This window comes from Cyanothece sp. BG0011, from assembly GCF_003013815.1.
GTDB lineage: Bacteria > Cyanobacteriota > Cyanobacteriia > Cyanobacteriales > Microcystaceae > Crocosphaera.
Window position 1 is genome coordinate 25,258 of sequence record NZ_PRLH01000138.1, and the last position, 13,424, is coordinate 38,681.

General features: G+C 37.6%; 16 protein-coding genes. 2 read left to right on the plus strand and 14 right to left on the minus strand.

The window, feature by feature from the left end; translation table 11 throughout:
* Positions 1 to 51: 51 nt before the first annotated feature.
* The 10 genes from C4E06_RS17055 to C4E06_RS17100 all read right to left on the minus strand — a co-directional run bounded on the left by C4E06_RS17055 (position 52) and on the right by C4E06_RS17100 (position 8,953).
* Positions 52 to 816, minus strand: a complete 765-nt coding sequence (locus tag C4E06_RS17055) for a peptidylprolyl isomerase (protein WP_107669138.1) — start codon at positions 814 to 816, stop codon at positions 52 to 54.
* Between the two features lie 543 nt (positions 817 to 1,359).
* The gene (locus C4E06_RS17060) at positions 1,360 to 1,587 is read right to left on the minus strand and encodes a hypothetical protein (RefSeq protein WP_107669139.1); all 228 of its coding nucleotides are present in this window, start codon (positions 1,585 to 1,587) and stop codon (positions 1,360 to 1,362) included.
* A gap of 30 nt (positions 1,588 to 1,617) precedes the next feature.
* Complete coding sequence (locus C4E06_RS17065; protein WP_107669140.1) at positions 1,618 to 1,863, minus strand: hypothetical protein; 246 nt, start codon at positions 1,861 to 1,863, stop codon at positions 1,618 to 1,620.
* A gap of 29 nt (positions 1,864 to 1,892) precedes the next feature.
* On the minus strand, positions 1,893 to 2,144 hold the full coding sequence (locus C4E06_RS17070; RefSeq protein ID WP_107669141.1) for a hypothetical protein: 252 nt from the start codon (positions 2,142 to 2,144) through the stop codon (positions 1,893 to 1,895).
* Between the two features lie 332 nt (positions 2,145 to 2,476).
* Complete coding sequence (locus tag C4E06_RS27370) at positions 2,477 to 2,665, minus strand: hypothetical protein (protein WP_157951178.1); 189 nt, start codon at positions 2,663 to 2,665, stop codon at positions 2,477 to 2,479.
* A 295-nt stretch (positions 2,666 to 2,960) separates the two neighbouring features.
* Entirely contained in the window at positions 2,961 to 3,176 is a 216-nt protein-coding gene (locus tag C4E06_RS17080; protein ID WP_107669143.1) for a hypothetical protein, read from the minus strand.
* A 311-nt stretch (positions 3,177 to 3,487) separates the two neighbouring features.
* Positions 3,488 to 5,653, minus strand: a complete 2,166-nt coding sequence (locus tag C4E06_RS17085; RefSeq protein ID WP_198648771.1) for a tetratricopeptide repeat protein — start codon at positions 5,651 to 5,653, stop codon at positions 3,488 to 3,490.
* 491 nt (positions 5,654 to 6,144) lie between these two features.
* Entirely contained in the window at positions 6,145 to 6,510 is a 366-nt protein-coding gene (locus C4E06_RS17090) for a HetP family heterocyst commitment protein (RefSeq protein ID WP_107669145.1), read from the minus strand.
* A 134-nt stretch (positions 6,511 to 6,644) separates the two neighbouring features.
* Positions 6,645 to 7,577, minus strand: coding sequence for an HlyD family efflux transporter periplasmic adaptor subunit (locus C4E06_RS17095; RefSeq protein ID WP_198648772.1), 933 nt, complete (start codon positions 7,575 to 7,577; stop codon positions 6,645 to 6,647).
* 110 nt (positions 7,578 to 7,687) lie between these two features.
* On the minus strand, positions 7,688 to 8,953 hold the full coding sequence (locus tag C4E06_RS17100; protein WP_107666572.1) for an RNA-guided endonuclease TnpB family protein: 1,266 nt from the start codon (positions 8,951 to 8,953) through the stop codon (positions 7,688 to 7,690).
* Positions 8,954 to 8,984: 31 nt separating this feature from the next.
* Here C4E06_RS17100 and tnpA point away from each other — a divergent pair, with 31 nt between their 5' ends.
* Positions 8,985 to 9,398, plus strand: a complete 414-nt coding sequence (tnpA, locus tag C4E06_RS17105; protein WP_107666573.1) for an IS200/IS605 family transposase — start codon at positions 8,985 to 8,987, stop codon at positions 9,396 to 9,398.
* 75 nt (positions 9,399 to 9,473) lie between these two features.
* Here tnpA and C4E06_RS17110 read toward each other — a convergent pair whose 3' ends face one another.
* Positions 9,474 to 10,151, minus strand: a complete 678-nt coding sequence (locus tag C4E06_RS17110; RefSeq protein WP_198648773.1) for a biotin/lipoyl-binding protein — start codon at positions 10,149 to 10,151, stop codon at positions 9,474 to 9,476.
* A 752-nt stretch (positions 10,152 to 10,903) separates the two neighbouring features.
* On the opposite strand from C4E06_RS17110, the gene C4E06_RS17115 reads away from it, so the two are divergent.
* Positions 10,904 to 11,926, plus strand: a complete 1,023-nt coding sequence (locus C4E06_RS17115) for a diguanylate cyclase domain-containing protein (RefSeq protein ID WP_107669146.1) — start codon at positions 10,904 to 10,906, stop codon at positions 11,924 to 11,926.
* Here the strand turns inward: C4E06_RS17115 and C4E06_RS17120 are convergent.
* The 3 genes from C4E06_RS17120 to C4E06_RS17130 are packed head-to-tail and all read right to left on the minus strand — an operon-like array spanning position 11,923 to position 13,414.
* The gene (locus C4E06_RS17120) at positions 11,923 to 12,420 is read right to left on the minus strand and encodes a HAMP domain-containing protein (protein WP_107669147.1); all 498 of its coding nucleotides are present in this window, start codon (positions 12,418 to 12,420) and stop codon (positions 11,923 to 11,925) included. The two genes, C4E06_RS17115 and C4E06_RS17120, sit on opposite strands and share 4 nt — an antisense overlap.
* A gap of 5 nt (positions 12,421 to 12,425) precedes the next feature.
* Complete coding sequence (locus C4E06_RS17125; RefSeq protein WP_107669148.1) at positions 12,426 to 12,770, minus strand: hypothetical protein; 345 nt, start codon at positions 12,768 to 12,770, stop codon at positions 12,426 to 12,428.
* 56 nt (positions 12,771 to 12,826) lie between these two features.
* A complete protein-coding gene (locus tag C4E06_RS17130; protein ID WP_107669149.1) occupies positions 12,827 to 13,414 on the minus strand; it encodes a DUF6272 family protein in 588 nt (195 codons plus the stop codon).
* Positions 13,415 to 13,424: the final 10 nt, after the last annotated feature.

The window sequence follows — 13,424 nt, forward strand, 5'->3', positions numbered from 1 at the left end:
ATCTTGCAAGTCCGTTGCTTGTTTCCCCCGCCTATAGGATACTTTATCGTTTCAATCTCTGGGAGTAGTCGGGATTTGTTCTGACGAACTATGAAGCAAATAGTTTAATTCACTCAATAGCCATTCTTTAAACATTTTATTGATCATTTCTTCATAAACCTCATCGGTTAATTGAGCTTTAACAAATGCTTCAACCATGATAATGTGATAGCCTTGTTCTGTTGGAAAGGGGGGAATAACTTCTCCTGGATTCGCAGCAAAAATCACTGATGAAAGCTCTGGCTTAATATTGCAACGATAAATTTTACCTTCATAACCACACTGTAATCGGCGTTTTTCATCAATATCATAGAGATGGGCTGCTTGATAGAAGCTCATCTCTTCTTCTTCGATTTGATAAAAAATTTCTGAAGCCAATTTTTCATACGGTACAATGATTTGGTAAAGTAAAACCTGATCGAAGTTAAAGCAATTTTGTTTAAATAATTTTGCAACTTCTTGGTCAAAAAGAATCTTAGTTAACTTTTGACGCAATAACTTATCTCGAATACCTGATTCCCAATCGTCGGGGGTAATCATTTGAGCTTGTAACCAAGCTAAGGTATCGGCTGCTTTTTCTAGCCGTTTTTCACGACGGATTTTATCAGCTTCAGTTTGAATTTCTTCGTCTGTAATCGTTAGATTTCTTTGCTGAGAAGCTTGGTTAATGATTCTTTGTTGAAGGATTTGTTGACAAGTCTCTTTAAATTTTAGATTCTTTTTTAGATAATCAATAACCTCTTCAACTTCAATTAAGGTAGTCAAATTGCTAGTCATGTCATCATTCGATAGTATTTCCCTGAGTTAATTGTATGAAAATTATACAACCTAGGAATTTCGCCAAAGACTGACTCGAATTTGTATAAGTGAGTACACAAAATAAATAACACTGTTATAGCAGTTTACGTCTCTATGAAGTACAAAAAAGTTGAAGTTAAATGTACAGTTTGATTTTTAAGTGTACTGTAATAACCCAGAAAGTTCTGTCAACAGGGGAACAGACAACGGGATGAATATCGACAAATTGTGAGTGAGTCTTAAAAGTTAATCCCAAAGTATTTAGCAAAAATTAGAAGAGAATATGGAAGACAAGAAGATGAGGGGAGTCTAGTATCTTCTTATCTGTCCATACTTTGGAGTAAAGAGGGTATTTGCACTGGATATAGGAAAAAGTAAGAGCATTCCTCAGCCCATTTGTAATAACGCTGAGATTTTGAAGTATCACTTTAAAGAATAATGAATTAACTTCGGAAACTATAATTCTTCTTCATGGTGATTACTATTGAGTTTTCGACTGGAACTTGATGAGATAGGACTCACCTAAATCGAGGAGTTAAAGTTAAAGGTGGGTATGATGATCTCACCGATAGCTAGACCCCATGCTGTTACGTCACCGACAGCCCAACCATCCCTTCTATTATGCGCCCAATCGAAGTCAAATAAACTGTCCCACTTAATGCCATTTAAGTTTCCTTGACCTTCAATCTGCCTCGAATGTGGTAATTCTGTTTGCTGAAATTCAAGGTCTTTAATGATTAGTTTACTCATTCATATTGTCCTCAATTAATTAAGTATGGTTTAAATCGACCATTGCGGGCCAAATCCAAGATTTTTCACAACTGCTCTTTGATCGACTTTGAGAAAAGCATGATCACCAGCATCAACTTCCCCTGAAAAAGCCATAACTAAACTTAGGGGTTGATTAAAAGCTGCAACTAATGAGTTTAAGTCAATGGTAGGTTGCATAATTGTCAATCCCCCGTAGCTGTCAAAGCATCGATTAGGATGGACTGTTTCTAGGGTTTCTAAATCCGAAATAATCATAGTTACCTCCTTTTTTGCATGATAGTTTTTTACAGGGGTAATCCTAATGCTTGTGAGGCATAAGTAAAACTAAAACCAACATTAAAATTATTGGGAAAAGCCGTTGTTAAAACATTCGCTTCACCGCCTCCAAATGCACCAGTTGCACCACTCACTAATGAGTCAAAGTTGAAGGAAGATATAGATTGGAATGCTAAGCTCTCTAGAGAAAATATCATTCCTCCTTCAATTTCTTGAGTTTGAGCTATTACTTCTAGGTTGTCTAAGTCAGCAATAATCATAATTACATCCTCGTTTTTTGTTGACTAACTTATGAAAATAATATCAATTGTATCTGGTTTAGACTTGCCAAAATGGCAAAGATGATCAAACTTTTTAGCTATTTATTAAAGGATTTGATAATAAATTTAAATAAACAGTGACACAACATCACTGTCACTTAAATTTTATTCCTGTTTTTAATGGAAAGATAAGCTGGTAAGCACTGATTTTTAAGCTTAACAACTTATCTAAATTAAGAAGATAGGATGCTCAGGAAAACTATCAAAAATTCAAATCCCAGTTCAATAGTCTTGACAGAGCTTTGAATTTTCAATGCCTGAATAGAAGTCAACTAACCTGGGGTTGTGGCAGATATTTGAAAACTGGAACTACCTCCGGCAGAAACCTCACCATTAGTACCAGTCTCACTACTGAATTCCATCACATCAATTTGCTGGCCTCCTGTCCCCTGAGCAAATAGAGTCGTTGCCATGTCAGAAATAGCGACTATTTGACCATTAGCAGCCCGTGATGATGACATCGATCTGTCAGTGTAGGGCTTCATTGACATTGCCCTAACAATCCCACCTTGTACTTGCATTGACAAAACTGGACATTTTTGCTCGATCTTTTCTAAAAAATTCAAATTACTAATCAACATTGTTGACCACCTCTTATACTCAATCGACATTAGCAAAATAACTACCGGGAAGGCTATTATAAACTAAGCTCCCAGTAGTTCTTAATAATTGAGGGAAAATCTATCGGAAAGTTAAAGATTAAGGTCTTTAAACATTTAGTTTTCCTCTGATAAATTCCCTCAAGGATAATGCTGATTATGTTAAACCTTCTAAGAGAATGGTACTTGCATATGAGACTTCTTTAAGTCCAGTGAAGGCATAAGCCTCAGCTTCTTGGAAGACAAAAGCGAATGCATCACTTTGAGCGTCAACATCAGCCAATATATCTGCAATTAACTCAGCTGCTCCACCGCCTTCAATATTGTCAGTTTCTACAACGGTTTCTAGGTGTTGAATATCAGAAATAAGCATTGGATTTTCTCCTTTTTTTATTGAGTATGTAAGTTTTTTACCTTACATATACACTATACAAATTACTCTTAGAGTTGTGTTGCCAAATTGGCAGTTGATCTATTTTTTTGCAGATGATTATAATAACAAATTCGTAAAATGTATATAACAACTCTAGAGAGATAAATTATTAATTTAGTTGATATCTATACATTATTGATCTTCAAGATTTTACGATTTTAATAGACAACAAGTTTTGTCGAGACAAGATTCTACCTGATCTCGACAAACACTCAATTGATCGACTTTTTATCGTAATTTAACAACCATGTTTATTCGTAAAAATTGGAAATACTACGGTTTCCAAACAACATGGTTCCATTCATCCGTCGGTGTTCAAACTGATCCCGAAAGTGGAAAGGATCAGAACGATGCCAAAGGGTAGAATGAAAAATCACCGCACGGTTACAGCGATAAGGAATGGTTGTGGATTTCGCAGAAGAAAGAAACTGACTAATCTTTTCTTGAATTTGTGGATCGTCCTTGCCAGTGTTGAATTTGCTCCAACTTGACGTAGACTGGGGAACCTGTTTCTTATCCCAGATGACTAAACCGCCACCCTCTTTAGGTCCGAGGTTCGACTCATCGGGGGTAAACCAGAAATTAAGGGTGACAGAACCATCTCCTGTATGGGGTTTCACACCCTGGCCTTGACTTTGGTAACGATAAACCCACATATTCCCCACCGATAATTCTCCTAACACTCGCGGTAATCGCTCCCTCAGTTCCTCGGCAATTTGGAACATCAAAGGATTGGCAATACCAGTGGTCATGTATGCTCCGACGTAACCAGAGGCTCGATGTTTAAAGAAAATTGTGGACTCCAAACAAAACTGGCGTAAATTTTGCAAGGCTTCTGGGGTCAAAAAGTTGTCAAAATAAACCATCGAAGAACCCAGATAGCTATCTTCTATCACTTTGTAATCTAAGGAGTCATTAAGGGCAGGTCCCCTCAGAGGTGGAGTTCCTGGGTAGTAAATAATCTTATCGTAATAACCGCCCAAAGACTTAACTTGCTCTGGAGACAGTAAAGTACCCACATAAGCATCGTCAAAAGATTTGGCTTCAATTTCGGGTAATAAAGCTTGATAACGAGCCACTAACTCTTTAAATGAAGGATCAATCTTTTCCTTGTCAATTAAGTAATTAAGCTGGTTGATGCAATCGACCAGTTTAAAAGGGGTTACTGCTGTTTTGGGGATTGATTGGTCATCAGTGATGTCCATTGGTTCAAACCGTGCCATTTTCTCTGGAGAAAGGCCATGGTGTTGAAAAAAAATGTCGTAGAGAATGGTTTGTGTTTGGCTATATTGTCCTTGAGCTTGGTAAGCAGCAGCTAATTTAAGCTTTGCTTCTTCACACTCAGGGTCTAGTGCCAAAGCTTTTTTGGAGAGAGTCACCGCTTCGTCTACTCTATTTTGTCTGAGCAAGACAAATGCTAATTCTTGATGAGCCTCGATATGATCAGGTTTAATGGCTAAAACTTTTTGAAAAGCAGTGGCTGCCTCTTGCCATTGCCCGCTATCTTTGAATAGGTTCCCCAGGTTATAGTGGGCCTGAAATAAATCTTCTTTGAGTAATAGACTGTGATGATAATAAGCAATGGCCTCGTTTGGCTTATTTTGGCATACCAGCAAAGTACCTAAATTATTATAAACCTCGGCAAAGTTAGGATTGATGGCCAATGCTCGATGATAAATAGCCATCGCTTGGTCTAATTTTCGGTGATTAACTAAGGTATTACCCAACTCTTTATGGGTTTGGGCTGACCAAGGTGCTTTCTCTAGAACTTTGACACATTCAAAGGCTTGTTTAGCTCCCTTGAGATCCCCTTTGGCTTTGAGAATACAAGCTTTGATCACATAAAGTCCACTTAACCAAGGCTTAAAACCTTCAAGTTGAGTAATATCAGCTAAGGCTTCGTCGAGGCAATTTTTCTCGAAATGAACCTGCGCTCGATTACCATAGGCTTCGACTAAATCGGGTTTAATATATAAGACCTGCCCAAATAAGGCCTCGGCCTCATCTAAGCGTTTTTGCAGAGTGCGGATCATTCCTAAGGTAATAAGGGCTTCTGGATAGCCAGAAACCAGCTTTAAGGCGTTGTTGCAGGCTTCTTCGGCTTCGGAGAGCTTTTGCTGGTGTAGTAACCCTAAAGCTAAGTTATTGTAAGCTGAGGCTAAGTTAGGGTTGAGTTTTAGAGCCTGATGACAGGATGCCAATGCTTCTTGAAAACGCTTCAGATGAATGAGGGTTTGGGCAAGATTGCTCCAAGCTTCGCTATCGTCTGGTTTGAGGGCGATCGCTTGTCGGAATGACATTTCTGCTTTGTCCCATAACCCTTGTTTGGCAAGGTCTTCGCCGATCTGGTTCCAAACTTGGGGATTTGTCTCTTTTACCTCCAGCGCATTTTGGAACATTTGAATCAATCGTCTCAAAGAATCAATTCCTTGAGGGAACTCTCTAACAAATTTTTGAGTAATGAGAGATCCGGATGCTCAATTTCCTGCAGGACTGGGTTTTCTCTAACTTGAATCTCCATAGTTTAACTTCCTTTTTGCATAACAAACGCTCTTCTGGAACTGTCAGACAACTTTGGCTAAATCTAGATTCTGAACCCTTGATCTTAAATCAATGATCCCTAACTCTTTTTTTAATAAAAACTCAAATGTTGGATTTCTATTAGTTAGCGATCGCTTAAATACTTACTTCACAAAAGTTCTAGAGTTTAGAGACGATAAGACTGTTGCCAGACCCCCAGCAGTGCGTTATTTTATCTAACGACTTTAGATAAAGTTTAAAATAAAAAAATTAGTTTTGTTGCCATTTTGGCATGATGATGAAATTGCTTTGTGAACAGAAAAATTAGGGCTTACTGATGTTTTTAGTAAACCCATGAATTCCACATTAAGTAGTCGGATCAATTTAACTAAGCAAGGATTTGGTTGTATCCTAGACCCCCTAAAATATTCGATTCTGCCTCATCTAAAGACTCTACATAACTAAGATTTCTTATTTTTGTTGAGGTTTTATGTTGTGCTGTAGAATTTTTGATAGATGATTGAACGGTTTTCTTTGCTTCACTCTCTTGTTTTTTCAGACGGTTATCTTTAATTAAACGATTATAAGTACGATAAGGAATATAGTGAAGGGGATTATAACCGGCTGTTTGTAAAATCAACACACAGGCCCAGGAATATTTACCGGCAAGAATAGCATCGACAATTTCTTCAAATTGTTTTTCAGTCATGCTTCTGGTTACCTGATGTTTTTGGTTATAAAGCGATGGAGACATGATAAAAAATCCTCTTAAACTTTCATGAATGAGTGGACAAAAAAATAATTAAGTTAAAGTTGGGAACGAATAAAGGCAGAGAAAAACAGTGATTTTAATATGGATTAAACATTGACCTTGCGCAGGGACTTAATTTAAAGCTCAAGTCCATCGCTTTGCATTTTTTTGATGGGGTCCAGCACAACATCAATAATGCGACGGCGACGAATAACAATATCGGCGGTAACGGTTTGTCCGGGTTTAAAGGGAATCATTTCTTGATCTTTGAGGATATGATCCCGTTCTAACTTGATCTCGACGCGATAAAGTTCCCCTAATTCTTCGTGTGATTCGGCATCGGCAGAAATGTTGGTGACTTGACCGGTAATCACCCCATAATCTTGATAAGGATAGGCATCCAGTTTAACTTGTGCCGGCATTCCTGTTTTGACAAAACCGGCTTCTTCGTCCGGAAGCACCGCAGACACTATTAATGGCACATTGTGGGGTGCAATCTCGGCGACGGTTGTTCCTGCTTCAACCACTTCACCGGTATTTTTGAGATCGAGGGATAAAATGGTGCCACTAATAGGGGCTTTAAGATACTTGTATTGCAGTTTACTCTGGGCTGCCGTTAACAAGTTTTTCTGTTCTGCGATTTTCCCTTGCAATTGCGTCATTTCTACGTCAAGTTGCTCAATTTTCTGCATGGCTTCTAATTGCTTCCGTTGGGCCTGGGCTTTCTTCTGAGTTAATTCCGCTTGAGACTGTTGAATCGTTTGTTGTGCCGAGAACAATTCTCCTTGATTTTCAGTCATTTGCGATCGCAGATCCCGCATGGCTTGGTTCCCTTGAAAGATTTGTTCGTTAGCCTGGGTGACTTCTTGCAGTCGACTACTGGTAATCTGTTGTTCTGTCTGTCTCAGGGTTTGTTCAGCTTCGTAGAGATATTCTTGAGAAATAGCCCCTTCTTCTTCTAGGGGTTTGAGTCGGTTAATTCGTTCTTGATGGGCCATTCTCTCAACCTCGAGTTGCTCAAGCCGTTGTTGGGCGATGGAATTGAGGGGTTGTAACTGTTGTTGTCGCAATTGATAGGCTGTCGTTTCGGTTCGTTGTTGCGCTAATAATTGACGGAGGGTGGCAATCTTTTCGTGACGTTCTCCCTCCGTTAACCGCTTGGGCGGTATAACGGGGGCTTCTAAAACAGAGATAACTGCATATACTCAGTTCCAGAAGTTTCCTGCTTCACAGGCTGTCCACTGACTAAGCCTCCACAGGCAGACGGGATGAGACCCACCCCATGTATTTGCAATGCCTTTTTTATAATATTAACTGCGGCGTTTTCATCCCTATCCATTGTCAAATTACATTTCGGACATTCATGTAATCTAACTGATAGTGTTTTCGGAACTTTATGACCACAGCTTGAGCAATTTACTGTCGTTCCATGAGGACTAACTTTGACAAACCAAACGCCGCGTTTTACCGCCACTGCTTCTAATTTTGTTAAGAAATTTCCCCAAGCGACATCTAAAATACTCTTAGCCAATTTAGTTTTAGCTAACCCTTTGATGTTTAAGTCTTCACAAGCAATAAAATCATAATTATTGACCAACCAATGTGCTGTTTTGTAGTGCCAGTCTTTTCGATATCTAGCAATTTTTTGATGAGTTAAAGCTATTCTTTTTTGTTGTTTCTCATAGTTTTTTGACCCTTTATTTTTTCTGGCTAATTTACGTTGTTGACGAGCTAAATGCTTTTGTCGATTGCGATAAATCTTTTTAACAGCAACTGTTTTTCCTTGACTGGTAGTCAAAAACTCTTTTAATCCTACATCAATTCCAACTGCTGATTTGATATTATCTATGGGAATAACATTCGGAATCGTCTCATCTTCTGCTGTAATACAGACATAGTATCCATCTGCTTTTTTAACGATTGTAGCTGTTTTAAGAATAAAACTTTCAGGAATCGGACGATGGATTACAACTGGTATAGCTCCCCATTTTTTTGTCCAAAGACAATTATTTTGAAACTTGATAACAGCTTTGGGATGATTAACTCTCGAAAAACTAAAAGACCTTAATTGACCAGCTTTTTTAAATCTAGGTCGCCCTCCTCTTTTACCTTTTTTATCTGGAACTAACCATCTTTTCCAGGCTTTTTCTAATCTTTGAAGATTCATCTGTTGAACTTCGCAGTAGATATTTTTGTAGTCAGGAAAGAGAGTTTTTGTCTGTTTTAAATCTGATTGTTGAGTGTAATAATTAACTTTTTCTGGTATTTCTCCTATGGTTTCACTAATTAAACTGCATCTATCAATAGCACATCGAGTCCGTCTTAACCAGTCCAAACGCTGACCTAGCGCATAGTTCCAGTGACGACGTAAAAGTTCTAACCACTGGTTTATACACTCTGCTTGCTTTTGATTAGGCTTGATTCGGTACTCAAATGTCAGTATCATAATACTATTATTGTAGCACTTATCGTTGTTAATGAACAATAGTTATAGTAAAGAAAATAGGTCAGTTTACTTACTTGCCGTACATATTGTCTTAGTGACTAAATATCGGAGAAAAGTCATTACCCCTGACATCCTATCTCGTCTGCAACGAATTTTCACAGATACTTGCAGTAAATGGGATTGTCGATTAGTAGAATTTAATGGTGAAACAGACCATGTTCATCTACTTGTTGAGTTTAATCCTAAAGTTCAACTTAGTAAATTTATTGCTAATTTAAAAACTGTTTCTTCTCGTTTAATCAGAAAAGATTTTTCAGATCATTTAACTCAATTTTATGGACAAAAACCTGTGTTCTGGACTGGTTCTTATTTTATTGCTACTTGCGGTGGTGTAACGATTGAACAACTTAAACAATATGTTGAAAAACAACAATCTCCTGTTTAAAAGGACTCCCTATGGTCGGTTTATTTTTTGGTCGGTAATTCCCCTCCCCCTAACATTCGTATAAGGGGAGACCCCTTACCGACATTTAAGTTGGGTATGGGCGATAACCGCTTGTTGGGCTTGCAATTCGGCTGAGGCAATGGCTGCATCGGTTTCGGCTTCTAATTGAATCCGTTGTTGTAGGGTGTATTTTTGCCCTAATTCGGTTTGATAAGCTCGAATCATCTCTTGAAGTCGCTCAATTTCTTTTTGGGCTAATTCTGTATCGAATTCCACTAATAATTGACCGGCTTGCACTTCTTGTCCTTCTTTAACGGCAATATCGGTGACTTTTCCCAATTCTATGGGCTGAATTTTATAGGTTTCTCCCTCTGGCACCAATTTTCCTTGGGCTTTGCCCACTTCTTCGAGGGTTCCAAACCAGGCCCAGGCCCCAACGGCCAGACAAAAGGCCATGCCCCCTAAGATGAACTTTTGAGGCAAGGTGGCAGGGGGTTTATCTAACAGGGTTTGAACCGAAGAAGACCAGGGATTGATGGGTTCTTCAACCGGGGGCCGCTGATAGGTAGAGATGGGTTTAAAAGGGGTTCGAGGCAGTTCTAGGGCGTTGCTACTGACTCCACCATAAATGTGTTGATGGTTTTCAGGGGTCATGTCGTTGTCCTGGGAGTTCTGATGACCTGATGTCGGGCCTTTGTCTTGATGGGAACCCGGGACAAATTGCGTTTCTGTGGAATTGAGTTGGGTTGACATAGTAAATCTCGTAGGGGTTTGATTAATACTTGGTTTAAGGAAAGTTCATTATCCTTGTCGAGTTAACATTTCCTTATTTGATTAAATTTTTTCGATGATTGATTTTTCGGTTGTGATTTGATTCTGATTAAAGATCAGTCCTCACAACTTCAATCTTTAAAACTTTACTTTTTAGCAAAATAACTCTGAATAAAAGCCACCTTCACTTGACTTTCAATTAAATACTAATTCATTCAAAAAATAATTGTCAACTATTTATTCTTAAATTTAAAAATATGTTACTTGTTGATTGTTTATAAAAGAATTTTTTTAATATAATGTACGAAATCAGTCTTAAGATTAATGCGAAAAATGACGTTTCGTATCCCTTCACGGGAAACAAAAAAATGAAATCATCCACCAATGAAGGAAAAGTAAATGTATAAAATTTATCTATTTAAGGATGGAGTTTCAAATAATTGACCTTTAGGTTTGTTTGATGTCCAGATTTGACCAATCTGATAGAGATGCAATAATACTTAATTTAATTTTGAAAAGTATCAAGGTATTATTTTAAGTGAAGCATCATTCAATCTTTTTAATCGTCAATTCCCTAACCTGTTTAATGTAATACGCATTTGATAACGATGATTACTGGCTTGAAATAGTCTCTCTACTCACCGATGGCAAGTTGCCCTTATCTATCATTGTTTGAGATGTGATATTAAACAAAACCGAATTAAACAGCAGTATAACTAAGGAAATGAATTAATATGAATCAAAATAAAAGTATTTCACTTTCTAATTCCAATAATCTTGAGGTCAGGGATTTTAACTATCAACAATTAAATCCACAAGTGCGACATCAGATTCAAGAGTTAACCATTGATATTAAAAATCGACTCCGTCGCTGCGCTCAAGATGTCTATATTATTGGTCATAATCTATGTCAAATTAAACAACAATTGAAACATGGACAATTTCGGGCTTGGTTAGAGGTAGAATTTGATTGGAGTGTTTCGGCCGCTAATAAATTTATGCAGGTTAGTAAACAATTTCACTTAGAGGATTTAGAAGATGTCGACATTTCCCCCTCGGCCCTATATGTCTTAGCAGCCCCCTCCACTCCCCAAGCGATTCGTAATGAGGCTTTAGACAAAGCGCAGCAAGGTCAAACCATTAGCTTTTCTTTTGCCAAACAACTCATTAAAAGCAACCAGGAGAAACCATTAGAGAATGACCCACCCAATTCTGTTATAACCCAAGAATCCCATGACATAACCACTCGATTACCCAATCAATGGAGTCTTTTAGAGTCGATTAAAAACAAGGAAAGTCAACTAAATTTATCAATTCAAGTTTATAGTTCTTCTCTTTTTGATGATTATTTAGAGCAAGAATGGCAAAGAATGCTCCGGGCCGAACAATATTTATCCTTAGTGGTGTGTCAAATTGATTTAGAAAGTAGCAACTCCCCAGAAACTCTCATGTTTCAAATGCTTGAACAGCTAAGTTATGGGTTAGCTAGTAGTTTAAAGCGAGGAGGGGATTTTGTGGGGCAATATGGTGATAATCAATGTGTTGCGGTTTTGCCAAATACGGATTCTGAAGGGCTGATATCTGTAGTGGATAGGTTGATGGGGTGGTTGATTCCCTGGAAAAAAAACTTACATCAGTTTGATGAATTAAACACCTTCAAAATTTATACAGGAACCATTAGTCTGATTCCTCGGCCAGGAGTTACCCCCCACAATCTCATTAATAGGGCGTTGCTTCATAAAGAATTAATAAATTAAGCATCACCCTGCTTATTTTTCCGTGCCTTTTTTAAGTGCTTGAGTTTTTCTTTGAGATTTTTAAAGGAATCAGTTTGTACAATTTCGGCCACTTGTTTTGCCTGCTTACTTCTATCAATTTCAATTTTTAATTCTTGAACTTGTTGACGTAGTTTGGTTTCCCTAATTTCCACTTGTCTGGCCATGTTTTGAAACACCCTGGCCAGTTGCCCTAATTCGTCTTCTCTTGAGGCAACTTCATCAAGACTATTAATGGTAAAAGATTCGTTTTCTACGGCGGCAGCCGCTTCTGTTAATAGTTTAACCTGTTCTATATACTTCAACATGATTTGATTTTTTTCATAGATTTCGTTCTCTAAATCTGTTGAATGTTCCGTAATGGTATCGAGCATAATTTCGAGGTCTTCTTGCTCGTCTTTTAGCTCTTCAATTTCTTTTTGAAGGGCTTTGTTTTGCTGGATTAATTCCTCTTGTGAGAGTTGCTTATCAATCATAATACTTATTCTAATTCTAGGGTCAAACTTGGCATTAATCGCTGTAGATTTTTTAATGATTTTCCTTGCCAAGGAATGTCATTAGACCCTTTGACAGTGATTGAACTATTTTTTTTCTTACGAATATTAATAACAAATTTTGATAACATACTAATGCCAGAACTATTAAGAAATTCTAATTCTTTTAAATCTAGGGTAATAGTTTCGGGATCATCTTTGGCTGCTTCATGGAGTAATTCAACGATGGGTTTATATTCGTCACTACCACTTAATCTTAATGAACCTTTAAAACTAACGGTAACAGTTTCAGGCTCATAAGTAACACAATAGTCGTCGGTTTTAATTTCCATAATTTAATTAATTTCTCCTTAATTTAGGTAACCTTGATGTCTTGATCATTTTAAAATCATACTTTTAATTTTACCATAGTATTCACCGTTAATATACCAATTTCTTGAGGATTATTATCGATTTTCCATCCTAGCTTAGCTCCATAATCACAACAGATTGTAATTAGTCCTAACCCTGAAGCACTGCTATTTTCCTCTTCTGCTAATTTTTCCATTTGCGCTACATATAAATCTTCGGGGTCAGAACTCACTAAGTCATTAATAATGGTTTTAAATTTGGGCCAATCGTGAGAGGGAATACAATTTTTAGAAAATAAAATAACGGTTTCATCTAATAAATGAATACCAAACTGAATGGTACTATGAATGGTTTCATCGTGAAACTTCATGGCATTTTCTAGAAGTTCATTAGCAATATAACTCACGGCCCCTTTGAGTTCTTTTTGCCGTTCAATGGTACTGGGTTCATCTTCAGTAGCGGGAAAAAAAGTGGTTAAATAATCCGCCACAAAATCCGCCGATAAGCCATTGTTGCGCCAACGTTGTTTTAAAGGAATCGAAGAAGGAGAAAAACTAATTACCAAGAATTGATCGCTTTCTGGTAGATTCTCTTGAAAATCTCCATATATCTCATAGGTTTTCATGATTGAGTTT